This window comes from Rhodocyclus purpureus (assembly GCF_016653115.1).
Taxonomy (GTDB): domain Bacteria; phylum Pseudomonadota; class Gammaproteobacteria; order Burkholderiales; family Rhodocyclaceae; genus Rhodocyclus; species Rhodocyclus purpureus.
Window position 1 is genome coordinate 45,246 of sequence record NZ_NHRX01000059.1, and the last position, 21,311, is coordinate 66,556.

The window sequence follows — 21,311 nt, forward strand, 5'->3', positions numbered from 1 at the left end:
AGCATCAACCAACCCGGTTCCGGCGGCATCACCCTGAAGCAGTAGTGTCGGGGCAAAGATTCGGGCCTGACGGCCCTCCCACGACAGGCCGTCACGCCGCCGGCGGTTCGGGCGGCTCGTCGTGCACGGCGACGCCGAAGGCCAGCGCCTTGATGCGGAAGAGTTCGTCGCGCGTGGCGGCGGCCTTCTCGAAGTCGAGGTTCTTGGCGTGCTCCTGCATCTCCTTTTCCAGCCGCTTGATCTCGCGCGCCAGCTGCTTCTCGCTCATCGCCGCGTAGTTTTCCTGTGCCTGCGCCGCCTTCAGCTCGCGCCCGGCGGCATCCGCGTCGTATACGCCGTCGATGATGTCCTTGATCCGCTTGGAGACGCCCTTCGGCGTGATGCCGTGCTCGGCGTTGAAGGCGAGTTGCTTGGTGCGCCGCCGCTCGGTCTCGGCGATCGCGCGCTCCATCGAATTGGTGATGCGGTCGGCGTAGAGGATCGCGGTGCCGTTCAGGTGGCGCGCGGCGCGGCCGATGGTCTGGATCAGCGAGCGCTCGGAACGCAGGAAGCCTTCCTTGTCGGCGTCGAGGATCGCCACCAGCGACACCTCGGGGATGTCCAGGCCCTCGCGCAGCAGGTTGATGCCGACCAGTACGTCGAACTCGCCGAGGCGCAGGTCGCGGATGATCTCGACGCGCTCGACGGTGTCGATGTCCGAGTGCAGGTAGCGTACCTTGATCCCCTGCTCGCCGAGGAAGTCGGTGAGGTCCTCGGACATGCGCTTGGTCAGCGTCGTCACCAGCACGCGCTCACCGACGGCGATGCGCTTCCTGATTTCCGAGAGCAGGTCGTCGACCTGGGTCGTCGCCGGGCGGACGATGATCACCGGGTCGACCAGGCCGGTCGGGCGCACCACCTGCTCGACCACCTGCCCCTGATGCACGCGCTCGTACTCGGCCGGCGTCGCCGAGACGAAGATCGTCTGCCGCATCAGCTTCTCGTACTCGTCGAACTTGAGCGGCCGGTTGTCGAGCGCCGACGGCAGGCGGAAGCCGTAATTGACCAGGTTCTCCTTGCGCGAGCGGTCGCCCTTGTACATGCCGCCGACCTGCGAGATGGCGACGTGCGACTCGTCGATGAACATCAAGGCGTCCTTCGGCAGGTAGTCGAGCAGGGTCGGCGGCGCCTCGCCGGGCTTCCTGCCCGACAGGTGACGCGAGTAGTTCTCGATGCCCTTGCAGAAGCCGAGCTGGTCGAGCATCTCGAGGTCGAAGCGCGTGCGCTGCTCGATGCGCTGCGCCTCGACCAGCTTCTGCTCGCGGTGGTAGAACTCGATGCGCTCGCGCAGTTCTTCCTTGATCGCCTCGATCGCGCGCAGCACGGTCTCGCGCGGCGTGACGTAATGCGAGGACGGGAACACCGTGAAGCGCTTCAGCTTGTTCTGCAGGTGGCCGGTGAGCGGGTCGAACAGCTGCAGGCCGTCGATCTCGTCGTCGAACAGGGAGATGCGGATCGCGTGCTCGGCGTGCTCGGCCGGAAAGACGTCGATCACGTCGCCGCGTACGCGGAAGGTGCCGCGGTGGAAGTCGAGCTCGTTGCGCTCGTACTGCATCTCGGAGAGGCGTTTGATGATCTCGCGCTGGCCCATGCGGTCGCCGACGCGCATGGTCAGGATCATCTGATGGTACTCGTCGCGGTCGCCGATGCCGTAGATGCAGGAGACGGTGGCGACGATGACCACGTCGCGGCGTTCGAGCAGACTCTTCGTCGCCGACAGCCGCATCTGCTCGATGTGCTCGTTGATCGCCGAGTCCTTCTCGATGAACAGGTCGCGCGCCGGGACGTAGGCCTCGGGCTGGTAGTAGTCGTAGTAGGAGACGAAGTACTCGACCGCGTTCTCTGGAAAGAACTCGCGGAACTCGGCATAGAGCTGCGCCGCCAGCGTCTTGTTCGGCGCCAGCACCAGCGCCGGCCGCCCGCTGCGCGCGATCACGTTGGCCATGGTGAAGGTCTTGCCCGAGCCGGTGACGCCGAGCAGGGTCTGGAAGGCGAGACCGTCGTCGAGTCCCTCGACCAGCAGACGGATCGCTTCGGGCTGGTCGCCGGCCGGCGGGAACGGCTGGTGCAGGCGGAACGGGCTGCCGGGGAAAGTGGCGACCGGGTGCGCAGCGGGGATGTCCGCCGCGGCGACGCCGGCCGACACTGCGGCAGCGTCCACGGCGGCGGCAATGGTCGGTGCCGGCGGTTTCGCCGCGCGCGTTTTCCCGGAAGGCTTGGCAGGGGCAGATTGGGCAGGGCTTGTCGTGTCGGACATGGTAGAATTTTGCGCCTTTTTTCACGACCGGATGACCGAGTGTCGAGCTTGTCTTGGGCGCACGGATGCAGCCGGAGGTTCCGCATTATTTCGTAAATCGCGGCGTCTGGCACGGCTTTTGCCGTCGTCGGCGTACCGCACCACCTGCGCAGCAGCGCGCCAACAGGAGCATCCATGACTTCCTCGATTTTCGCCGCCGTTGAGATGGCCCCGCGCGACCCGATCCTCGGCCTCAACGAAGCCTTCAACGCCGACACGCGCACGACCAAGGTCAACCTCGGCGTCGGCGTCTATTTCGACGACAACGGCAAGCTGCCGCTGCTCGGCGCCGTGCGCACTGCCGAACAGGCCCGCCTCGCCGCCATGCCGGCGCGTGGCTACCAGCCGATCGAAGGCGCTCCCGCCTACAACCAGTCGGTGCAGAAGCTGATCTTCGGTGCCGACTCGCAACTGCTCGCCGACGGTCGCGTCATCACCGCGCAGGCCCTCGGCGGCACCGGCGCGCTGAAGGTCGGCGCCGACTACCTGAAGCGCCTCCTGCCCGACGCCACCGTCTACCTGAGCGACCCCTCCTGGGAAAACCACCGTGCGCTGTTCGAAGCCGCCGGCTTCCCGGTCGAGAACTACCCCTACTACGACGCCGCCACGCGCGGCGTGAATTTCGCGGCGATGAAGGCCTGCCTCCTGACCCTGGCACCGGGATCGATCGTCGTCCTCCACGCCTGCTGCCACAACCCGACCGGCGCCGACCTCGACGCCGCGCAATGGGTCGAAGTGATCGAAGCGATCCGCGAGCGCGGGCTCGTTGCCTTCATCGACATGGCCTACCAGGGCTTCGCCGAAGGCATCGCCGAAGACAAGATCGCGCTCGACCTGTTCGCCGCCTCGGGCCTGCAGTTCTTCGTCTCCAGCTCCTTCTCGAAGTCGTTCTCGCTCTACGGCGAACGCGTCGGCGCGCTGTCGATCGTCACCGCCAACCGCGACGAATCGGCCCGCGTCATGTCGCAGGTCAAGCGCGTCATCCGCACCAACTACTCGAACCCGCCGACGCACGGCGGTGCCATCGTCGCAGCCGTGCTTTCCAGCGACGAACTGCGCCAGCAGTGGGAAGACGAACTCGCCGGCATGCGCCTGCGCATCCGCGCGATGCGCACCGGCCTGGTCGAGAAGCTGGCCGCACGCGGCGTCGCGCAGGACTTCTCCTTCGTCGTCAAGCAACGCGGCATGTTCTCCTACACCGGCCTGTCGGCCGCGCAGGTCGAGCGCCTGAAGGCCGAATACGGCATCTACGCCGTCGGCACCGGCCGCATCTGCCTCGCCGCGCTGAACACGAAGAACATCGACTACGTCGCCGACGCGATCGCGGCGGTGCTGTAAGCGGTTTTTTGTCGTTTTCAGCGAATTTTTTCTTGACGAAGCCCGGATCGGCGTCTAAAATGCGGGCTTCTCAAGTCGTTCCTCGATAGCTCAGTCGGTAGAGCGCCGGACTGTTAATCCGTAGGTCCCTGGTTCGAGCCCAGGTCGGGGAGCCAAAGATTCAAGCAAAAAAGCCAGCCTTCGGGTTGGCTTTTTTGCTTTCTGCTCGACCGCACGCCTCGTAGCAAGCCTTGAAAAACTTCTTCCGGAAGCGCGTGCTCGTTTCAGTCATGGCTGACGGCATTCTCCTCGTGCCTCTCCTTGTCAAGCGCTGCCAGTGCCAGTAGCGCAGCGCGACCACATCTCTTCATGATCTCGAGGTAGTCTTCGGCAAATGTATCCGTAGGTCGATGTGCGATTACCGGGCACATTGCTCCCGCCCGGAATCCGAGGGCCCGTGCCCAATGGAGGAGGAAGCTCGCTTCCATCTCCATGTTTTCGCAGCACGGAAGCTGGGTTCCGAAGCTCAGGCCCGCCAAAACAAGGTCTAGGTCCGGAACGGCAATCGGAAATGGAAAGATTGCCCGCCCCTGATTTGCGAAAAAGCCGCTGCTCGACACCGTGACCCCGCGCTGTGAGGGGATCCGGGCCGTCTCGCAAGCATCCAGCAGGGCGTCGACGACGGCAGGATCTGCGGTAGCCGCGTATGCCGAGATTGCTCTCGCCCGGCGTGCGCCCGGAAGTCGGGCTGCTTGAACCGCAAGCGTTACCGCGGAACTGATTCGCTGCTCGTCGTCCGTTTCGTCACCGACGTCGTAGAACAAGGCCGTATTGTCGAGTCCGGCGGCATGTGTCGTGACGATCGCGGTTCCGAGTACCGTGGAGGGCTGGAGCGCGCCCGAGGTTCCGAGTCGGATCAGGGTCAGCGGCCGCATCGTGCGCAGCGGAGTCCGTGCGACCAGGTCGATGGCACTCAAGGCGTACAACTCCCCGAGAACGATTTCGAGTGACGGCGTGCCCATCCCCGAAGTGACGATCGAGACGCGCTGTCCGGTCTCGCGCACCCGGCCAGTAATGGTTCGCAGTCCGCGGTGATCCACATCGATCTCTCGTGACGAGAACCATTCGTCGGCGATGAGTGGAACGCGCTCGGGATCGCCCACAAGCAGCACTGACGAAGCCAAATCGTCAGGACGCAAGTTCAGATGATAAGCACGCCCGTCCACCACAGGCAAATCTGCTGCAGAGAACGGCTGCAACCGCGGTTTCTCGGCGAATTGATCAGGCATCAGTTTCGTCCCTCCAAGGAAGCACTGATTTAATCGACAGATTGAGAATTCATTCGCCATAGCCATACACGCTCCCGGTTTCACCGAAGCACGCTCTTCGCTCCGTCGATCAGAGTTTTTCCATTGCCGCTGCCAGAGTCGCCTTGACCCGCTTCTTCTGAAGCTCCGGGTCCTCCACCTGCATGAATTCGACCGCGGATAAATCGTCCCCGCGCTTGCGGTTCTGTCGCGGCTCCAGCGCCTCGATCAGGATCGCTTCGAGGGCCGGAATCAACTTGCTGCCCTCGAAGGTCGAGGGCAGCTCACCGATCGTTCCGTTGTCGGCGATGGGTAGCAATCCAAACCACGAGAAGCGATCCCAGCGGCTCGCCAGACGATCGTAGGTGTGCTCGTAAAGCCGCTTGCCGAGGGCGCTGGTTGCCCGGCCGACGTAGATCACCTCGCGGCCATCATAGAGCATGTAGATTCCGGCCTGCTTGCTCACGTCAACCGTGGCCGCGCCCTTCTGCTGCACGCCCAGCAACTTTGGCGTCGCCTGCCAGAGGACGGATTGCCTGCTCCAGAACATCCCGAACGAGGTGACAATGTCGTACTGATCCTCTTCGACCTCCTCCTGCGCCTCGACTGGGGTGGCTGCGACCGGCGATGCGCCGACCTCAACTGCCGCGCCCGCCTTCAGCATGAAGCTGCCTTTATCCACCCGGACATAGGGCGACTTGTCCCCATCCTTCTTGATCGAGGCACTGATCTGCGCATTGACCGTCGCTGCCGGCGTTGCACCAAGGCTCGTGCGCAAGCCCTGGACAATGATCCTCTCGGTGATCTCCTGGTAGTGCAGTGCGTTCGGCGATGCGGAGAGCACGAAGTCGATCGCGTCGCGCCAGGTCATTTCCTTCTTAGCCACGCTTATCCCTTTCAGTCAGCGCGCTCTTGAGCACCTTCAGATCGCGTTCGCGCCCCGTGGCGTTGATTGTCATCTTTATCAGCCCTGCCGCCTCCTCGGACGTCACCCAGCAGATCGACTGGGTCTCGGGATCGGTTGCCGGCACGCTGCCGCTGCCGGCCGGTGCCTGCATGAGGTAGTAGCGATTGATGGTCGTCCCGCCGACGAACTCGCCGGGAATCGGGCATACGATCGTGGCGGCTACACCTGTTTCTTCGCACGTTTCCCTCAAGGCAGTCGATTCGGGCGACTCCCCGGGATCGGGACGTCCCTTCGGGAAGGTCCAGACATATCCGTCGAAGTGGTTCTTGGGCTCTCGCAGCAGCACCCGGCCCTGCGGGTCGAAAACCACGCCCCCATACGCGACCTTCTTGCCGCCAGTGATCGCCTTCGCCCATGGGTTTGCCTGCTCGGTGGAGGGACCCTCATCCTCCATGTCGTACAGCGCCGACCATACCTTGTGATAGCGAAGTGCTCTTGCCTTGCCCTGCTGCTTGGAAACTTCGTCCTTGAAGTTGGCGTACTGCACGTCGCACGCTATCTTCACCAGGGCGGCGGCAAACTGCGGGTGCGTTGCGGTCGCTCGCCAAGGATAGTCGCTGCCGACATGGCCGACGCTGGGTGACAACTCGGGTAAATACTTCTCCCTGAGTTGGTCGAGGTCCGCCTTGACACGGGCGCGGATGGTCAGGAAATTCGTTCCAGGCTTCTGAACGGCGCTGAAGAAGCCGATGCTTGTGAAGATCCACATGGTTTTTGTCGGGCGCAGGTCGTGAAAGATTCCGGGAACGTTTCCGGCATCAAGATATCCCTTAGGGCTAGCCGATCGCAACCCCTCATCACCCTTTATCATCAGCATGCGACGGCAGGGAAAGCGTGATGCCCTTTCGTGAGCGGCACGCCCGCTACTGCAAGCTCCCAGCCTCTAGACAAGCGCCCGCGTCTTCGGTAATATCTCGCGCTTCCGGACATTCAACCGGTTACACAATTCCTCGATAGCTCAGTCGGTAGAGCGCCGGACTGTTAATCCGTAGGTCCCTGGTTCGAGCCCAGGTCGGGGAGCCAAAATTCAAGCAGAAAGCCCATTCTCCGGAATGGGCTTTCTGCTTTGTAGCCTGAGAGAACACATGAGCGCCCTCCCCCCCTGCCCGCAGTGCAACTCCGAATTCACCTACGAAGACGGCGACAACTACGTCTGCCCCGAATGTGCGCACGAGTGGCCGCAGGCCGCTGCCGAGACGGTCGAGGAAAAGCGCGTCGTCAAGGACGCCAACGGCAACGTCCTGCAGGACGGCGACACCGTGACCGTGATCAAGGACCTCAAGGTCAAGGGTTCCTCCCTGGTGGTCAAGGTCGGCACCAAGGTCAAGAACATCCGCCTCGTCGACGGCGACCACGACATCGACTGCAAGATCGACGGCATCGGGCAGATGGGACTCAAGTCGGAGTTCGTGAAGAAGGCGTAAGCCTGATCGGTGCCTGGCGATGCAGGCGAAGATCCTCCACGCGGAGACGGCGTACTGCGGCTTCTTCGAACTGCGCCGCCTGAAGCTCGAGCACGATCGCTTCGCCGGCGGCAGCAGCGGGCCGCTGGTGCGCGAAGTCCTGCAGCGCAGCGACGTCGCCGCCGCGCTGCTCCACGACCCCGCCGCCGACAAGGTGGTGCTGGTCGAACAGTATCGCGCCGGCGCCCACCTCGCCGGGGTCGATCCCTGGCTGATCGACATCGTCGCCGGTCGCATCGAGGGCGGGCAGTCCGCGCTGGAGACCGTCATTCGCGAAATAAGCGAGGAATCCGGGCTGACGCCAACGTCGATCGAGCCGATCGGCGTCTATCTGACGGCACCGCACCTGTCGAGCGAGCAGGTCCATCTCTATTGCGCCACGGTCGACTCGGCACAGGTCGCCGGCCTGCATGGCCTGGCACACGAGGGCGAAGACATCCGCCCGCGGGTGATGACGCGCGCCGAGGCACTCGCCTTGCGGGGGATGCAACCGCTGTCGCTGTGGGCAGGTCTGGCGCTCGGCTGGCTGGAGCATGCGCCGCGATCAGCCGCCGGCCCTGCCTGAAGACCCGCGCTACCTGCACGGAACTGAACGCGCCATTCGCGGCTGCCGCCGCTCCCACGACCATCCCTCCCGGCAGCATCGCCCTCTCGCGAGAGGGCCGGAAGGCCCGAGCCAAGTATTATTTTTCAATAATTTAAACTACCAAGCTCATGACGAACTTCAGCTACGATCGCAGCGAACCTGCCGCTGCCAACTGCTTTCAAGCCGACAGCGCCCGTCTCATTCTGGCGACTCACCAGCGCCTGCTGCAGCGTCCCTTGCTCGCTGCAGAGGCCAGCGGGATCGACTTCGCAGAGCAGCTGTACTTCGCACCGATCGCCGTCCTCGCGCACGACGGCGCTACCGACCCGGTGTTCTTCTACGCCAACCTGGCGGCGCAGCGGGCGTTTGCGATGAACTGGGAAGAGATCACGCGCTTGCCCTCGCGCTTTTCTGCGGAGCCGGTGGCACGCGCCGAAAGGCAGACGCTGCTCGAAAGAGTGACGCAGCACGGCTACATCGACGATTACTCGGGAATCCGGATCGCGGCAGATGGCACGCGCTTTCGTATCGAGCGGGCGACGGTGTGGAACCTCGTCGATGACGCAGGCCGGCGGCTCGGCCAGGCGGCCGCATTCGCGCGACCGGAAGCGCTCTGACGCCTGAACGCCTCATTCGCGGCTGCCGCCACTCCCACGAAAAACCTTGCGCGGCATCGTGCTCTCGTGAGCGTGCCTGAAGGCCCGTATCAGGGACTCCCAGGCCTGGCCCTGGCGCTCACGGCAGCGCTGAAAACGATCATTTTTCAGTCTATTGCGCACCACACCTCATTCGGTTTGTGAGCCTGAATTCCGGGGTCATCGGCCGGCGCGCACGATGGCTTCACGGATGCGCAGGAGGGTTTCCTCGACCAGCGCCTTGCGAGAAACCTCGAGTCCGATGTCGCGCGCGATCGCGTTCACCCTGGCCGGGTTGAGCGGGATGCCGCCGCGGTCGATCGCCTTGATCAGCTCGCGCGCCCTTGCGATCTCCGGCGCCTCCGGCGGGCGTGCTCTGAGCAGGCGGGAGAGCCAGTGCCAGCGCTTTACAGTCATTGAAATCCTATCCTGAGCAGGTCCAAGCCGTGACGGTGATTGCCAGAGATGGCAGCGCAGGCTGTGCTGCTGTAGTCGGGCCTCACGGCCCTCCCGCGACAGCCTGCCCGTGATTAGTCCTTCGCCAGCAGGCGTTCGAGCATGTCGCGCAGCGCCTTCACCTCGCCCTCCAGCGCCGCGACCCGGGCGCTCAGGTCGCTCCGTTCGCCGGCAGCTTCCGGCTGTGCCGCCGCGTTTTCACCCTCTCCGTCGGGCTCGCCCAGCGTGTGCGCCCAGCGGTTCTCGCGCGTCCCCGGCAGCCGCGGCAGCTCGCGCACCAGCGCAGCCGGCCCGCCCTCGTCTTGCCGCGCCGCCATCTCTTCCAGGTAGGCCTCGACCGAGGAGATGTCGGCAAAGCCGTGCATGCGCTCGCAGTTGAGGCGCAACTCGCCGGCTGTCTGCAGCCCGCGCAGGATCAGCACCGTGAGCAGGGCCGCCGCCGGCCGCGAAAGAGCGAGCGCCTTGTCCAGACGGTGCGCATAGCGGACGACCCGGCCGCCGCTCACTTCGCTGACGAATCCCGATTCCTTGAGCGACTCTATCGCGCGCAGCGCGTCGCTCTCGGAAACCTCCATCACCGGATTGCGGCTGGTCTTCTGGTTGCAGCCGGCGAGCAGGGCATTGAGCGAGAGCGGATAGGTGTCGGGAACCGTGCGCTCCTTCTCGCTCAGCGTTCCCAGGATCCTCAACTCCGTCGCCGACAACTTGCTGCCCATGATCTCGATCCCCCAGTGCTGAATATGACGATTGACGTTCCGGACAAACGCAAAAACCCACGACGAAACGCTTGACCGGCGCCGCGATCATAGTCAACCTTGGCATTTCGATCCACCCGCGAGGACCACGATGAGCTTCAAGGCGCTGTCGCAGAGCAACGACAAGAAGACCCATGCCGAACTGGTCGACATGGAAGATTCCGCGCTGCCCGAGCGCGTGGTGACCGTGGACGTCGCCTACTCGACGCTCAACTTCAAGGATGCGCTGGCGATCACCGGGCGTGGCGCCATCGCCCGTCCCCGGATCGCGCGCTGAATCCGATCGACAGGAGGAAAAGGGTGCACACCAGCAGGATCAACGAAGCGACGGGCTGGCTGCTCGCCTTTCGCGGCAGCGAGCTGCTGCTGACCGAGTCGGGCGAGCTTCCCGAGATCGAGTCCTTGCGGCATTTCTCGCGCTGGTTCAAGCAGGTGCAGCGCGTCGGCGACTACCGCGGCAGGCCCTGCTACTGCGCGGTGCTCGCCACCGACACCCCTGTCTTCCCGGGAACCTGCTTGCGCCACCTCAAGAAGCTGCTCGACGAACTGCCGCAGGACCTCGGCCACCTCGCCGGGCGCGCGCTCGAACTCATCGAGTGGGACCATACGCACCGCTACTGCGGCGTCTGCGGCGCCCCGACCACGCAGCGGGACGACGCCATCGTCCGCGTCTGCACCAACCAGATGTGCCGGCGCGAGCACTACCCGCGCATCTCGCCGGTGGTCATCGTCGCCGTCGAGCGCGGCCCGGAGATCCTGCTCGGACGCTCGCCGCGCTTCCCGCCCGGCATGTACAGCGCGCTCGCCGGTTTCGTCGACGCCGGCGAATCGGTCGAGGCCGCGGTGCATCGGGAGATCCACGAGGAAAGCGGCCTCTTCGTGCGCAACCTCCGCTACTTCTCCAGCCAGCCGTGGCCCTTCCCGCATTCGCTGATGCTCGGCTTCCACGCCGACTACGCCGACGGGGACATCGTGGTCCAGGCCGACGAACTCGAGGACGTCGCCTTCTTCCACGTCGACCGCCTGCCCCCTAACCTGCCCGGGCCGTCGACCATCGCCCACTGGCTGATCCGCGACTTCTGCCGACGCCAGGACCGACGCTTCGGACCGGGACCGGAGCTGATCAAGAGCGCGTAGCCTGCCGACACCAAGCGGCTTGCCAAGCTCAACGCAGCATTCGCGGCTGCCGCCGCTCCCGCGAAAAGCGCTCCCCCAGCATCAGCCTCTCGTGGAAGGGCCGGCAGGCCCGAACGATGCGGCCGCGGAAGCAACTTCCGGCAATCTCGGACTTTACCCTTAACGATCATGGCGAGTCGTGCCACCCCTGAGTATGAAATGCAGCCATTCGCTTCGATGCCGTCATTGCGAGGCGCGTAGCGCCGTGGCAATCCAGTTCGTTCTTCCAGTTTCGCGGCCTCGCCATTTCGGGCGACCGGATAACAGCCCTATGCACTGGATCGCCACGCCCTTCGGGCTCGCGATGACGGGCTGTTGATTGCGACGGCTTCCGCAGATCAGGTCTGCCGATGGTTCACGACATCGTTCCACGTTTCACGTTAACCCCTAAACCTGATTCCAGCTTCAAGGCGCGTCGGGCACGAACCTCAGCACCTTGCCGTTGATGCAGTAGCGCTTGTAGGTCGGTGGCGGGCCGTCGTCGAAGACATGGCCCAGGTGGATTCCCGAACTCGCGCTGCGCACCTCGACCCGGCGCATGCCGAGGCTCCGGTCCTCGTGCAGCGTGATCGCGCCCTCGACCGGGGTGAAGAAGCTCGGCCAGCCGGTACCGCTCTCGAACTTGCTGTCGCTGCGGAATAGCGGCGCGCCACTGACCGGATCGACGAAGGTCCCGGCTCGCTTCTCGTCGAGGTGCGAGCCGGTGAACGCCCGCTCGGTCCCCTGGGCGAAGGCGATCCGCTGTTGTTCCGGGGTGAGCAGCTGGTAGCCCAGCCACTGCCAGAAGCGCTGCGTATCGCCATCGTAGCCCGTGTAGCGCGACACCTCCCTGCCCTTGGCGAAGAGCACGATCGTCGGTGTCGCGAACAGCGGCTTTTCGAGCGACCAGCCCGCCGGCGGAAGCGAAGAAAGGCTGCGCGCGACGGCGACCGGCGACTGCCAGTGGTCGAGCACATCGGCCTTGAACTTGCGGCAATACGCGCAATCCTCAGCCTCGAAGACGATCAGTTGCCGCGCGAAGTCGAGTCGCGCGGCATCGAGCGGCGCTGCCTTGGCGGCGGCAGGCGCGATCGCCGACGCAGCGCCCTGCCCGCCGGGATACTTCACCCCGGTGCCGCCCAATCCGCAGTAACCCTTCGGGTTCTTCTGCAGATAATCCTGATGGTAAGCCTCGGCTGCTTGGTAGTTGTGCAGCGGCGCGATCTCGGTGGTGATGCTGCCGAACCCCTTGGCCGACAGCGCCTGCTGGTAGATCGCCCGCGTACGCAGCGCGACCGCCTGCTGTGCCTCGCCGTGCGTGTAGATTGCACTGCGGTAATTGCTGCCGACGTCGTTGCCCTGGCGGTCGCCCTGCGTCGGGTCGTGGTTCTCCCAGAACTGGATCAGCACCTTCTCCAGGTCGACCACCGCCGGGTCGAAGGTCACCCTGACTACCTCGGCATGGTTGCGCTGGCTCGCCTTCCCGGCACGCAGCGCCTTCTCGTGCGCCAGGATCGCCTCGTAGGTCGCAGGAATCTCGCCGTTGGCGTAGCCGCTCTCGACGTCGAGCACGCCCGGCAGTGCCGCCATGCGCTTCTCGGCCCCCCAGAAGCAGCCCATGCCGAGCACGATCGATTCGGCATTGTCGGGAATCTCCACCGGCTTGGCGACCGCGGCCGGCTTGTCGTCGGCGCAGGCGGCGAGCAGGAAGCAGGACAGGATCGACAGCATCGCCCGCTGCAAGCTTCGACCGAGACTCATGATGGGTCCTTTCGCTGATTGTGTCGGACTTTGGCCTGCGCAGGTGATCCCGGGTTCCCCCTGATCCCGGAATTGCCGAGAAAAACTTCCCTCAGAAATACGGAGGTACTATTATTTCAGCAGGAAAGGAGTTGGACGATGACCGCATCCCCGCACAAGTTCGCCGCAGCGCCGGACCAGGCCCGGGTGCTGAGCAAGGCCGTGGCACGGGCTGCCGAGCGCCTCGACATCTCGCGTGCCCTGCTCGCCAGGATCCTCGGCGTGAGCCCGCCGACGATCACCCGCCTCTACAACGGGGAATACACGCTCGACGAGCGGCGCAAGGAGTGGGAATTCGCCCTGCTCTTCGTCCGCGTCTTCCGCTCGCTCGACACCATCGTCGGCGACGAAAAGAGCGCACGCCAGTGGCTTACCAGCGAAAACCGGGCGCTCAACGGCCGTCCGCGCGATCTGATCCGGCAAACGGAGGGACTCGTCCGTGTCGTTCACTACCTGGACGCCTCCCGCGCTCTCGTCTGAGGCGTTCGCCTGGCGTGGCCAGGTCTGGCGCATGGTCGAATCGCAGCACATCGCTGCCACCATGAAACTGGTCGATAGCCGCGACGAGCAGGACCTGCTCGAGTCCTTGCTCGAATCGAGCAAGCCGGCCCTGCCGGACGCTACGGCCGGGCTCGACTACCTGCTGGCGACCCCGTTTCGCTATCCTCCCCGGCAGGGAGGCTCACGCTTCCGCGCAGCGACCGAGCCCGGCGTCTTCTACGCTGCGGAATCGGTGCGGACGGCTGCTGCCGAACTGGGCTACTGGCGCTGGAAGTTCCTGCGCGACGCGGTCGATCTCGAGCGCCTCGAACCGGTCGCCCACACCGCCTTCCGGACGGAGATCGCCACCGCCGTCATCGACCTGCAGCGCCCGCCGTTCGCCGCTGAGGCCGGGGCCTGGCAGCACCCGACGGACTACGGCCCGACGCAGCAGCTTGCGCGGATCGCCCGCGCGGCCGGGCTCTCCGGCATCCTCTACCGCTCGGTCCGCGATCCCCATCCCGCCTGGTGCCTCGCCCTGCTGACGCCGAGCGGCTTTGCCCAGGCCAGGCCCGATGCCGAGCGTCAGACCTGGTATCTCTCCGTCTCGCAACAGGCCGTGAGCTTGCGCCGCGACAGCGAATCGATGCAGTTTTCTGCCGAGGAATTCGGGGGACGTTGAATCAAGCATAACGCCCCCGAAATTCCGTCCCCGTAATTCAGCGCTTGCCGGCTGGCTGATAAACCGCGTTTCGCTCTCTTTTTCCCACAGCCACGACCACCACGACCAACTGACTGTCTCGTACCTCGTAAACAAGGCGGTAACCGATACTGCGCAACTTGACCTTGTAGCGGTCTGGATGACCGCTCAGTTTGGCTGAAGGCACTCGCGGGTTGTCCAAGCGCTCGGCGAGTTTTTTCTTGAACTGTTCTCGAATCGAGCCATCCAGCTTGCGCCACTCGCCCAAGGCTTCATCGAGGAAGCCGAGTTCATAACTCATCGAGCTTGACCTTGATCACTTTTTGATCAGCGCGCGCATCAGCGATGGCATTCAGTTCAATGTCATCGAGCCGATCCATCATGGCTTCGTACATCTTCGCCGGAACGCAATAGAAGGCTGGGGCATTCCTGTTCAGGATCGCGACAGGAAACCCATCGCCCGCTGCAACCGTGCCCATCGGGTTTTTTTTCAGTTCAGAGATGCTTGCCGCAGTTTCGGCCAGGATTTGATGAGTCATGACGATCTCCAGGAGCTGTTAATAGCACCAATGCTAGCACCCGCGATGGTGCCACTCTATCCCCGCAATTCCTCACTGCAATTCTTCGAGGATTTCCCGCAGACCCAGGGCGCTTTCGTAGCGGAAGGTGGCGCCGTTGTAGGGGCGTTCGCCGGCTTGCCAAGAGTCGAAGCTCAGGAACAGCGCCGCCTTCTGGCGGCCCTTGCGCTCCATGCTGACGATCAGGGTGTCCGATTTCGCTTCCTCGTCACCCCGCCCGAGCTTCACTCCAGTCCGATACAACTCGCCGCCGGCCTCGGCGTCGGAACCCAGTTGTCGCTCGGCCAGCTGATACTTGCGGATGGCCTCGATGAAGCCGGCGACCTGCTCGCGCGTCAGCGAGAACCGGTAGAGGTCGGTGTCAGCGCGGAGCTGGAAGGCTGCATGCTCTCCGCCCTTCGTCCGCGGCTGCCACACGGTGAGCATCGCCGTCTTGGTCCGCGCCGATTGTCCGAGAATCTTGACGACGCCGCCGACGTGGTCTGCGTTCGACGGCGGCGTCTGCGCACTCGCCAGCTCGGGAAGAAAGGCTGCAACGAGCAGCGCAAGGAGAAGTTTTTTAGCCATGCAGATCAGGGACCGTCATCCTCAGGCTTGAGTTCCGGAAAGGGGTAGCCGCGTGGCAATCGTACATCAACGCGAGCGATGAAGGCGGTGCCACCACCACGCCGGTGCCATCACCACCGCTACCCCGAGACAGTCGGCCAGCCAGTCGGCCCAGTCGCCAAAGCGCCAGCCTGTCGCCGACTGTGCCAGCTCGATCAGGCCGCCGAACGCCAGCAGACCTGCTGCCAGCTTGCCGAAATCGCGCGGATAGGCCGGTAGCCCGAGCAGCGCAAGCACGACGAAGGCCAACGCATGCTGGGCCTTGTCCCACCAGTTCAGCGCCTGCGGCGGCAGGTATTCCCCCGGTGACAGCGCCAGCACAGCCACCGCCAGCGCCGCCAGCCAGAAAACCGCGCGGAACAAGACACGCCAGCTCATGGAGTCTCCCGGATGTCGGGTGCGCCACATCCCATGTCAAAAGCATTGCTCAAGACGCGTCCCGGATTGTCCCGGAATTATAACGTCCCCGGAATTGATTGGTGTGGGAGCTTTCCCTGCGTCGCCGCAGCCACTCCGGAGAAACCCGGAAATCCTGTAAAATCAGCTGCCCGAGCGCAACACTCCCCTTCAGAGAGCCCCATTCCGATGAGCATCGTCGTCAACAAGAAAGCCTTCCACGATTACTTCATCGAGGAAAAGTTCGAGGCTGGCATCGTCCTCAGCGGCTGGGAAGTGAAGGCCATCCGCGCCGGTCGCGCCAACATCAAGGAAGCCTACGTCGTCATCCGCGGCGGCGAGTTGTTCGTCTTCGGCATGCACATCACCGCGCTGCCGACCGCCTCGACCCACGTCACGCCCGATCCGACGCGCACGCGCAAGCTCCTGCTGCATGCCAACGAGATCGACAAGCTGATCGGCAAGGTCGAACGCGCGGGCTACACCCTGCTGCCGCTCGACCTGCACTACACGCGCGGCCGCATCAAGGCCGAAATCGGCCTCGCCCGCGGCAAGAAGATGCACGACAAGCGCGAGGCCGAAAAGGAACGCGACTGGGAACGCGAGAAGCAGCGCCTCGTCCGCGTCAGCCGCTGAGCGGTTCCGGGGAGGTCATGTCGACTTCGGGCGCCAATCGCCCGCCCCCGTTGCTTTCCCGCGTCAGTGGATGCGACCCGGAACTGCCGCTCAGCCTGCCTGATCCTGAAGCCTTGCCCGACCGCGGCAGCGCGTGCTCCCGCCCGATCATGACGTCCGGAAGCCGAGGCGCCTGAGCGCATGCGCGCCCGCCCGCATACGCTTCCCTGCGCGCCAGCGACCCATATGCTGCGCCGCAGCAAAAGGTGTTATCCTGTCGCCTGCAAGTCAATTTACCGCGAGGCAGCACATGAGTGAAAGCGATCTCTACCGTTTCTTCCTTGAGCAGGTGCCCCTGTTCGAACACTTTTCGGCGACTCAGGTCGAGGAAATCGTCGGCAAGTCGCAACTGCTGACCTTCGAGGGTAACGAGGCGATGCTAGAACCCGGCGAGGAGACCCGTCGCTTCTGCGTGCTCGTCTCCGGCCTCGCGGAAATCTCGAACACCGACAACACCGGAACGCGCGTGGTGATCCAGCGCATGGGGCCCGGTGACGTCTTCGGCGTGATGTCGATGCTCACCGGCGAACGCAGCTACGCCGGGGTCGTTGCCACCACCCGTTGTCTGGTCCTGGGCATCCCCGAGGAAGTCTTCAACGCGCACGTCCTCAGCAATCCGAAGGCCTTCCGCCATCTCGCGCGGCTGCTCGCCGACCGCGCGCGCACGCTGACGCCCGAACCCGCGGCGGCACCGAGCGAAGCACCGACGGATCCGGACGACCAGAGCGTGCTGAGCGTGCTCAACGACCTGCCCGGCAAGATCCTTGCGCTCGACATCGGCATGCGCCAGATCCACTTCGGCATCTACGATACCGAAAAGGCCGGCAACGACGTGCGCGGCGTCTTCGACCAGCGCGAAGGCAACGTCGTCAGGGTCACGGTCAGCGCCGGCGGCATCGAGAAGCGCCTCGAGCGTGCGCCCTTCGAACTCGCCGACCTGTTCAAGGCGATGCGCGAGGCGAGCGCCTTGCTCGGCCCGGCCTTCACCTTCTACCCGGAAGAAGTCACCGCCATCGGCCACCGCGTCGTCCATGGCGGCAACAAGTTCACCAGCTCGGTCGTCATCACGCCGGCGGTGATCGCCGACATCGAGAAGCTCTCGGTGCTTGCGCCGCAGCACAACCCGATCAACGTCGCCGGCATCCGTGCCGCGCTGGCCGCTTTCCCCAACGTGCCGCAGGTGGCGGTGTTCGACACGGCCTTCCACCAGACGCTGCCACCCTACGCCTATCTCTACGGCCTGCCCTACGAGCTGTACAAGCAGGAGGGAATCCGCCGTTACGGTTTCCACGGCAACTCGCACCGCTACGTCGCGACCAAGTCGGCCGAGATCCTGAAGCGCCCGCTCGGAGAACTGGAGATCATTTCCTGTCACCTCGGCGTCGGCGCCTCGCTGTGCGCGATCGACCACGGCCGCTCGGTCGACACGAGCATGGGCCTGACGCCGAGCGACGGCCTGATCATGCCCACGCGTTGCGGCAGCATCGACCCGGCCGTGATGCTCCACCTGCGCGAGCAGCACCAGATGTCGTCCGAGCAACTGGCGACGCTGATCAACACGGAAAGCGGCCTCAAGGGAATCTCCGGCCTCTCCGGTGACATCCACGAGATCGAGGCCGCTGCGGCCGACGGCCATCATCGCGCACTGCTCGCGCACACGGCCTTCTGCTACCAGATCCGCAAGAACATCGGCGCCTACGTCGCGGCGATGGGCGGCGTCGACGTGCTCGCCTTCACCGGCGACATCGGCGAGACGAGCGCGCGCGTGCGCAGCTCGGCCTGCCAGGGCCTCGCCTACATGAACATCAAGCTCGACGAGGAGAAGAACCGCAACCTCGACCTGAGCGCAGGCTACGCGATCATTTCGGCCGACGACTCGCCGGTGACCATCCTCGTCATCGCCAACGACGACGAGCGCCTGGTCGCCTGGGAGACCCTGCACGCGATCGAGCGCAACCAGCTCCTGCTCTCCGCCGGCGCGCCGGAAGACCTGCCGATCCCGATCGAGATCTCGGCGCACCACGTGCATCTGAGCCAGGAGCACGTCGAGCAGTTGTTCGGACCGGGGCACCAGCTGACGCCGAAGTCCGAGCTGTCGCAGCCGGGCCAGTTCGCCTGCGAGGAACAGGTGCACCTGGTCGGACCGAAGGGGCGCATCGCCAAGGTGCGCGTGCTCGGCCCGCCGCGCAAGGAAACGCAGGTCGAGATCGCCATGACCGAGCAGTTCAAGCTCGGCGTGCACCCGCCGATCCGCCAGTCCGGCGACCTCGCCGGCACGCCGGGCGTGACCCTGGAAGGCCCGCACGGCAGCGTCAGCATCGAACGCGGCGTCGTCTGCGCGCAGCGCCACATCCACATGTCGCCCGAGGACGCGATGCGCTTCCACGTCCGCGACAAGTACGTCGTCCGCGTCCGCGTCGAAGGCGAGCGCGAGCTGATCTTCGGCGACGTCGTCGTGCGCGTCAATCCCGAATATCGGCTGGCGATGCACATCGACACCGACGAAGGCAACGCCGCCAACATCACGACCGGGATGCTCGGCTACATCGACGAGATCCAGAAGCGGGCGTAAGCAAGGAAAACGGCGGACAGCATGATTCATGCTGTCCGCCGATGGGAAAGGGGACAGCGAGGTTCATGCTGTCCCTTTTTTCTTGGTGTGCGGCGCTATAATTATGAATTACGATGTAAGCGACCGTCTTTTCCATACTGTCCCCCTCCCAGCATGAGCGAAATCGATCTGAACCGTTTCTTCCTCGAACAGGTGCCCCTGTTCGAAAACTTCCCGGCCAACCAGGTCGAGCAAATCGTAGCCGAGTCGCGCCTGGCGACCTACGAGGCCAACGAGGCGATCCTCGAGACGGGCGACGAGGCAAACGTCTTCGGCGTCATCATCGAGGGCAGCGCCGAGATCTCGACGACGGGCAAAACCGGCTCGCGCACGCTGATCAAGCAGCTTGGCCAGGGCGAGGTCTATGGCGTCGTTTCGCGCATGACCGGCGACCGCATCATGGCCGACGTCATCGCCAGCACGCGCTGCCGCGTCCTGTCGATTCCGCTCGAGGTGTTCAACAGCCACATCCTCGGCAACCCCAAGGCAGTCAGCTTCCTCGCGCGCGCGCTCGCCGAGATCGTCGGCAAGATCGCCGTCGACACGGCCGCGACGCAGCATATCGGAGCCGCCGGTGCCGACGAGCCCTACGCGCTTTCCCTCGCCAACAAGCAGGCCGGCAAGATCCTCGCGCTCGACGTCGGCCTGCGCCAGATCCACTTCGGCATTTACGACACCCAGGAGAGCAGCGCCGCGGTCCATGGCTGCATCGACCACTCCAATGCGCAGCAGACCCGGGTCACCGTGCAGGTCGGCGCGATCCAGAAGAGCCTCGACTTCCCGCCCTTCCCGCTGCCCGAGCTGTTCTCGGTGATGCGCGAGGCGACCGCCCTGCTCGGCCCCGACCACAAGTTCTATCCGGAAGACGTCATCGCCATTGGCCATCGCATCGTCCATGGCGGCAACAAGTTCGCCAGTTCGGTCGTGATCACGCCGCAGGTGATCGCCGACATCGAGGAACTGGCGATGTTCGCGCCCCTGCATAACCCGATCAACGTCGCCGGCATCCGCGCCGCGCTCGAGCACTTCCCCAAGGTGCCGCAGGTGGCGGTGTTCGACACGGCCTTCCACCAGACGCTGCCGCCCTACGCCTACCTCTACGGCCTGCCCTGGGAACTGTACGAGAAGGAAGGCATCCGCCGCTACGGCTTCCACGGCAATTCGCACCGTTACGTCGCCGCCAAGTCGGCCGAGGTCTTGAAGCGCCCGCTCGGCGAACTGGAAATCGTCTCCTGCCACCTCGGCGTCGGCGCCTCGCTGTGCGCAATCGACCACGGCCGCTCGATCGACACCAGCATGGGCGTGACGCCGAGCGACGGCCTGATCATGTCCGCGCGCTCGGGCAGCGTCGACCCGGCGGTGATGATCCACCTGATGGAAAAGCACGGGATGTCGCCCGAGCAACTGTCGGCGATGATCAACACCGAAAGCGGCCTCAAGGGGATCTCCGGCATCTCCGGCGACATCCACGAAATCGAGAGCGCCGCCGCCGATGGCCATCATCGCGCGCTGCTCGCACACAAGGCCTTCTGCTACCAGATTCGCAAGAACGTCGGCGCCTACGCCGCGGCGATGGGCGGCATCGAGGTACTCGCCTTCACCGGCGACATCGGCGAGACGAGCGCCCGCGTGCGCAGCTCGGTCTGCCAGGGCCTCGAGTACATGGGCATCAAGCTCGACGAGGAGAAGAACAGCAAGCTCGACCTGAGCCGCGGCTACGCGATCATCTCCGCCGACGACTCGCCGGTGACCATCCTCGTCATCACCAACGACGACGAGCGCCTGGTCGCCTGGGAAACCCTGCGCGCGATCGAGCGCAACCAGCTGCTGCTCGCCGCCGGCGCGCCGGAACAGCTGCCGATCCCGATCGAGATTTCGGCGCACCACGTGCATCTGTGCCAGGAAGACGTCGAGAAGCTGTTCGGACCGGGTCACCAGCTGACGCCGAAGTCGGAGCTGTCGCAGCCCGGGCAGTTCGCCTGCGAGGAACAGGTGCATCTGGTCGGGCCGAAGGGGCGCATCGCCAAGGTCCGCGTGCTCGGCCCGACGCGCAAGGAAACGCAGGTCGAGATCGCCATGACCGAGCAGTTCAAGCTCGGCGTGCAGCCACCGATCCGCCAGTCGGGCGAACTCGCCGGCACCCCCGGCTGCACGCTCGAAGGCCCGTACGGCAGCGTCACCATCGAGCGCGGCGTCATCTGCGCCTACCGCCACATCCACATGTCGCCCGAGGAAGCCATGCGCTTCCACGTGCGTGACAACTACATCGTCCGCGTCCGCGTCGAAGGCCAGCGCGAACTGATCTTCGGCGACGTCGTCGTGCGCGTGAACCCCGGCTACCGCCTGGCCATGCACATCGACACCGACGAAGGGAACGCCGCCAGCATCAAGACCGGAATGATCGGCTACATCGACGAGATCCAGAAGCGCGCGTGAAAACGGGGGGCGGCCTGATTCGTGCCGCCCCTTGAAAACCTAAGAACTGGGGA

The 21,311-nt window shown here is 64.7% G+C and carries 22 protein-coding genes and 2 tRNA genes; 13 read left to right on the top strand and 11 right to left on the bottom strand.

The features are described from left to right. Window positions 1-91: 91 nt before the first annotated feature. Entirely contained in the window at window positions 92-2,296 is a 2,205-nt protein-coding gene (gene uvrB, locus CCR84_RS11750; RefSeq protein ID WP_242508695.1) for an excinuclease ABC subunit UvrB, read from the bottom strand. Window positions 2,297-2,470: 174 nt separating this feature from the next. Here uvrB and CCR84_RS11755 point away from each other — a divergent pair, with 174 nt between their 5' ends. After that, a complete protein-coding gene (locus CCR84_RS11755; RefSeq protein ID WP_201212486.1) occupies window positions 2,471-3,673 on the top strand; it encodes an amino acid aminotransferase in 1,203 nt (400 codons plus the stop codon). Between the two features lie 79 nt (window positions 3,674-3,752). Next, a tRNA-Asn gene (locus tag CCR84_RS11760) sits at window positions 3,753-3,828 on the top strand. A 108-nt stretch (window positions 3,829-3,936) separates the two neighbouring features. Here CCR84_RS11760 and CCR84_RS11765 read toward each other — a convergent pair. The 3 genes from CCR84_RS11765 to CCR84_RS11775 form a co-directional block, all read right to left on the bottom strand. Continuing rightward, on the bottom strand, window positions 3,937-4,941 hold the full coding sequence (locus tag CCR84_RS11765) for a phosphorylase family protein (protein WP_201212488.1): 1,005 nt from the start codon (window positions 4,939-4,941) through the stop codon (window positions 3,937-3,939). 109 nt (window positions 4,942-5,050) lie between these two features. Next, complete coding sequence (locus CCR84_RS11770; RefSeq protein ID WP_201212490.1) at window positions 5,051-5,845, bottom strand: HTH domain-containing protein; 795 nt, start codon at window positions 5,843-5,845, stop codon at window positions 5,051-5,053. Next, entirely contained in the window at window positions 5,838-6,635 is a 798-nt protein-coding gene (locus CCR84_RS11775) for an NUDIX domain-containing protein (protein ID WP_201212492.1), read from the bottom strand. Before CCR84_RS11775 ends, CCR84_RS11770 begins: the two co-directional genes overlap by 8 nt. A gap of 238 nt (window positions 6,636-6,873) precedes the next feature. On the opposite strand from CCR84_RS11775, the gene CCR84_RS11780 reads away from it, so the two are divergent. The 4 genes from CCR84_RS11780 to CCR84_RS11795 all read left to right on the top strand — a co-directional run bounded on the left by CCR84_RS11780 (window position 6,874) and on the right by CCR84_RS11795 (window position 8,592). Further along, window positions 6,874-6,949 (top strand) — tRNA-Asn (locus CCR84_RS11780). Window positions 6,950-7,011: 62 nt separating this feature from the next. After that, on the top strand, window positions 7,012-7,350 hold the full coding sequence (locus CCR84_RS11785) for a zinc ribbon domain-containing protein YjdM (protein ID WP_201212494.1): 339 nt from the start codon (window positions 7,012-7,014) through the stop codon (window positions 7,348-7,350). A gap of 19 nt (window positions 7,351-7,369) precedes the next feature. Beyond that, window positions 7,370-7,954 carry an NUDIX domain-containing protein gene (locus CCR84_RS11790; protein ID WP_201212496.1) on the top strand — a complete coding sequence of 195 codons (585 nt, stop codon included), beginning with the start codon at window positions 7,370-7,372 and terminating at the stop codon, window positions 7,952-7,954. A gap of 149 nt (window positions 7,955-8,103) precedes the next feature. Next, window positions 8,104-8,592, top strand: a complete 489-nt coding sequence (locus CCR84_RS11795) for an MEKHLA domain-containing protein (RefSeq protein ID WP_201212498.1) — start codon at window positions 8,104-8,106, stop codon at window positions 8,590-8,592. 198 nt (window positions 8,593-8,790) lie between these two features. On the opposite strand, the gene CCR84_RS11800 is transcribed toward CCR84_RS11795, so the two are convergent. Beyond that, entirely contained in the window at window positions 8,791-9,027 is a 237-nt protein-coding gene (locus CCR84_RS11800; RefSeq protein ID WP_201212500.1) for a hypothetical protein, read from the bottom strand. Window positions 9,028-9,140: 113 nt separating this feature from the next. Beyond that, window positions 9,141-9,782: a YceH family protein gene (locus tag CCR84_RS11805; RefSeq protein ID WP_201212502.1), complete on the bottom strand. Its 642-nt coding sequence runs from the start codon at window positions 9,780-9,782 to the stop codon at window positions 9,141-9,143. Between the two features lie 130 nt (window positions 9,783-9,912). On the opposite strand from CCR84_RS11805, the gene CCR84_RS11810 reads away from it, so the two are divergent. Continuing rightward, the gene (locus tag CCR84_RS11810; RefSeq protein WP_201212504.1) at window positions 9,913-10,098 is read left to right on the top strand and encodes a hypothetical protein; all 186 of its coding nucleotides are present in this window, start codon (window positions 9,913-9,915) and stop codon (window positions 10,096-10,098) included. Between the two features lie 23 nt (window positions 10,099-10,121). Beyond that, a complete protein-coding gene (gene nudC, locus CCR84_RS11815; protein WP_338052607.1) occupies window positions 10,122-10,958 on the top strand; it encodes an NAD(+) diphosphatase in 837 nt (278 codons plus the stop codon). Window positions 10,959-11,402: 444 nt separating this feature from the next. On the opposite strand, the gene msrA is transcribed toward nudC, so the two are convergent. Beyond that, window positions 11,403-12,737: a peptide-methionine (S)-S-oxide reductase MsrA gene (gene msrA / locus CCR84_RS16545; RefSeq protein WP_242508696.1), complete on the bottom strand. Its 1,335-nt coding sequence runs from the start codon at window positions 12,735-12,737 to the stop codon at window positions 11,403-11,405. A gap of 138 nt (window positions 12,738-12,875) precedes the next feature. On the opposite strand from msrA, the gene CCR84_RS11830 reads away from it, so the two are divergent. Both CCR84_RS11830 and CCR84_RS11835 read left to right on the top strand, forming a co-directional pair. Then, window positions 12,876-13,256 carry an antitoxin Xre/MbcA/ParS toxin-binding domain-containing protein gene (locus CCR84_RS11830; RefSeq protein ID WP_207186282.1) on the top strand — a complete coding sequence of 127 codons (381 nt, stop codon included), beginning with the start codon at window positions 12,876-12,878 and terminating at the stop codon, window positions 13,254-13,256. Between the two features lie 31 nt (window positions 13,257-13,287). After that, window positions 13,288-13,938 carry an RES family NAD+ phosphorylase gene (locus tag CCR84_RS11835; protein ID WP_201212506.1) on the top strand — a complete coding sequence of 217 codons (651 nt, stop codon included), beginning with the start codon at window positions 13,288-13,290 and terminating at the stop codon, window positions 13,936-13,938. Window positions 13,939-13,975: 37 nt separating this feature from the next. On the opposite strand, the gene CCR84_RS11840 is transcribed toward CCR84_RS11835, so the two are convergent. The 4 genes from CCR84_RS11840 to CCR84_RS11855 form a co-directional block, all read right to left on the bottom strand. Beyond that, on the bottom strand, window positions 13,976-14,257 hold the full coding sequence (locus CCR84_RS11840; RefSeq protein WP_201212508.1) for a type II toxin-antitoxin system RelE family toxin: 282 nt from the start codon (window positions 14,255-14,257) through the stop codon (window positions 13,976-13,978). Beyond that, window positions 14,247-14,495, bottom strand: coding sequence for a type II toxin-antitoxin system Phd/YefM family antitoxin (locus CCR84_RS11845; protein ID WP_201212510.1), 249 nt, complete (start codon window positions 14,493-14,495; stop codon window positions 14,247-14,249). Before CCR84_RS11845 ends, CCR84_RS11840 begins: the two co-directional genes overlap by 11 nt. A gap of 72 nt (window positions 14,496-14,567) precedes the next feature. Beyond that, window positions 14,568-15,101, bottom strand: coding sequence for a hypothetical protein (locus CCR84_RS11850; protein ID WP_201212512.1), 534 nt, complete (start codon window positions 15,099-15,101; stop codon window positions 14,568-14,570). Between the two features lie 66 nt (window positions 15,102-15,167). Next, window positions 15,168-15,518 (bottom strand): VanZ family protein, encoded by a 351-nt coding sequence (locus CCR84_RS11855; protein ID WP_201212514.1) that lies wholly within the window; start codon window positions 15,516-15,518, stop codon window positions 15,168-15,170. Window positions 15,519-15,725: 207 nt separating this feature from the next. Here CCR84_RS11855 and smpB point away from each other — a divergent pair, with 207 nt between their 5' ends. From smpB to CCR84_RS11870, 3 genes are all read left to right on the top strand, one after another. Further along, a complete protein-coding gene (smpB, locus tag CCR84_RS11860; RefSeq protein ID WP_201212516.1) occupies window positions 15,726-16,172 on the top strand; it encodes an SsrA-binding protein SmpB in 447 nt (148 codons plus the stop codon). 289 nt (window positions 16,173-16,461) lie between these two features. Beyond that, on the top strand, window positions 16,462-18,783 hold the full coding sequence (locus CCR84_RS11865) for an acetate/propionate family kinase (RefSeq protein ID WP_201212518.1): 2,322 nt from the start codon (window positions 16,462-16,464) through the stop codon (window positions 18,781-18,783). A 153-nt stretch (window positions 18,784-18,936) separates the two neighbouring features. Next, entirely contained in the window at window positions 18,937-21,258 is a 2,322-nt protein-coding gene (locus tag CCR84_RS11870) for an acetate/propionate family kinase (protein WP_201212520.1), read from the top strand. The last annotated feature ends 53 nt before the right edge of the window (window positions 21,259-21,311 follow it).

What these genes read in the sequence shown, in the direction of transcription:
- CCR84_RS11805 (WP_201212502.1), bottom strand. Translation starts at nt 9,782, where the DNA reads ATGGGCAGCAAGTTGTCGGCGACGGAGTTGAGGATCCTGGGAACGCTG.
- CCR84_RS11775 (WP_201212492.1), bottom strand. Translation starts at nt 6,635, where the DNA reads ATGTGGATCTTCACAAGCATCGGCTTCTTCAGCGCCGTTCAGAAGCCT.
- CCR84_RS11810 (WP_201212504.1), top strand. Translation starts at nt 9,913, where the DNA reads ATGAGCTTCAAGGCGCTGTCGCAGAGCAACGACAAGAAGACCCATGCC.
- smpB (WP_201212516.1), top strand. Translation starts at nt 15,726, where the DNA reads ATGAGCATCGTCGTCAACAAGAAAGCCTTCCACGATTACTTCATCGAG.
- CCR84_RS11835 (WP_201212506.1), top strand. Translation starts at nt 13,288, where the DNA reads ATGGTCGAATCGCAGCACATCGCTGCCACCATGAAACTGGTCGATAGC.
- CCR84_RS11755 (WP_201212486.1), top strand. Translation starts at nt 2,471, where the DNA reads ATGACTTCCTCGATTTTCGCCGCCGTTGAGATGGCCCCGCGCGACCCG.
- CCR84_RS11785 (WP_201212494.1), top strand. Translation starts at nt 7,012, where the DNA reads ATGAGCGCCCTCCCCCCCTGCCCGCAGTGCAACTCCGAATTCACCTAC.
- CCR84_RS11795 (WP_201212498.1), top strand. Translation starts at nt 8,104, where the DNA reads ATGACGAACTTCAGCTACGATCGCAGCGAACCTGCCGCTGCCAACTGC.
- CCR84_RS11845 (WP_201212510.1), bottom strand. Translation starts at nt 14,495, where the DNA reads ATGACTCATCAAATCCTGGCCGAAACTGCGGCAAGCATCTCTGAACTG.
- CCR84_RS11865 (WP_201212518.1), top strand. Translation starts at nt 16,462, where the DNA reads ATGAGTGAAAGCGATCTCTACCGTTTCTTCCTTGAGCAGGTGCCCCTG.
- CCR84_RS11840 (WP_201212508.1), bottom strand. Translation starts at nt 14,257, where the DNA reads ATGAGTTATGAACTCGGCTTCCTCGATGAAGCCTTGGGCGAGTGGCGC.
- CCR84_RS11855 (WP_201212514.1), bottom strand. Translation starts at nt 15,518, where the DNA reads ATGAGCTGGCGTGTCTTGTTCCGCGCGGTTTTCTGGCTGGCGGCGCTG.
- CCR84_RS11830 (WP_207186282.1), top strand. Translation starts at nt 12,876, where the DNA reads ATGACCGCATCCCCGCACAAGTTCGCCGCAGCGCCGGACCAGGCCCGG.
- CCR84_RS11850 (WP_201212512.1), bottom strand. Translation starts at nt 15,101, where the DNA reads ATGGCTAAAAAACTTCTCCTTGCGCTGCTCGTTGCAGCCTTTCTTCCC.
- CCR84_RS11800 (WP_201212500.1), bottom strand. Translation starts at nt 9,027, where the DNA reads ATGACTGTAAAGCGCTGGCACTGGCTCTCCCGCCTGCTCAGAGCACGC.
- CCR84_RS11765 (WP_201212488.1), bottom strand. Translation starts at nt 4,941, where the DNA reads ATGCCTGATCAATTCGCCGAGAAACCGCGGTTGCAGCCGTTCTCTGCA.
- msrA (WP_242508696.1), bottom strand. Translation starts at nt 12,737, where the DNA reads ATGAGTCTCGGTCGAAGCTTGCAGCGGGCGATGCTGTCGATCCTGTCC.
- CCR84_RS11790 (WP_201212496.1), top strand. Translation starts at nt 7,370, where the DNA reads ATGCAGGCGAAGATCCTCCACGCGGAGACGGCGTACTGCGGCTTCTTC.
- uvrB (WP_242508695.1), bottom strand. Translation starts at nt 2,296, where the DNA reads ATGTCCGACACGACAAGCCCTGCCCAATCTGCCCCTGCCAAGCCTTCC.
- CCR84_RS11870 (WP_201212520.1), top strand. Translation starts at nt 18,937, where the DNA reads ATGAGCGAAATCGATCTGAACCGTTTCTTCCTCGAACAGGTGCCCCTG.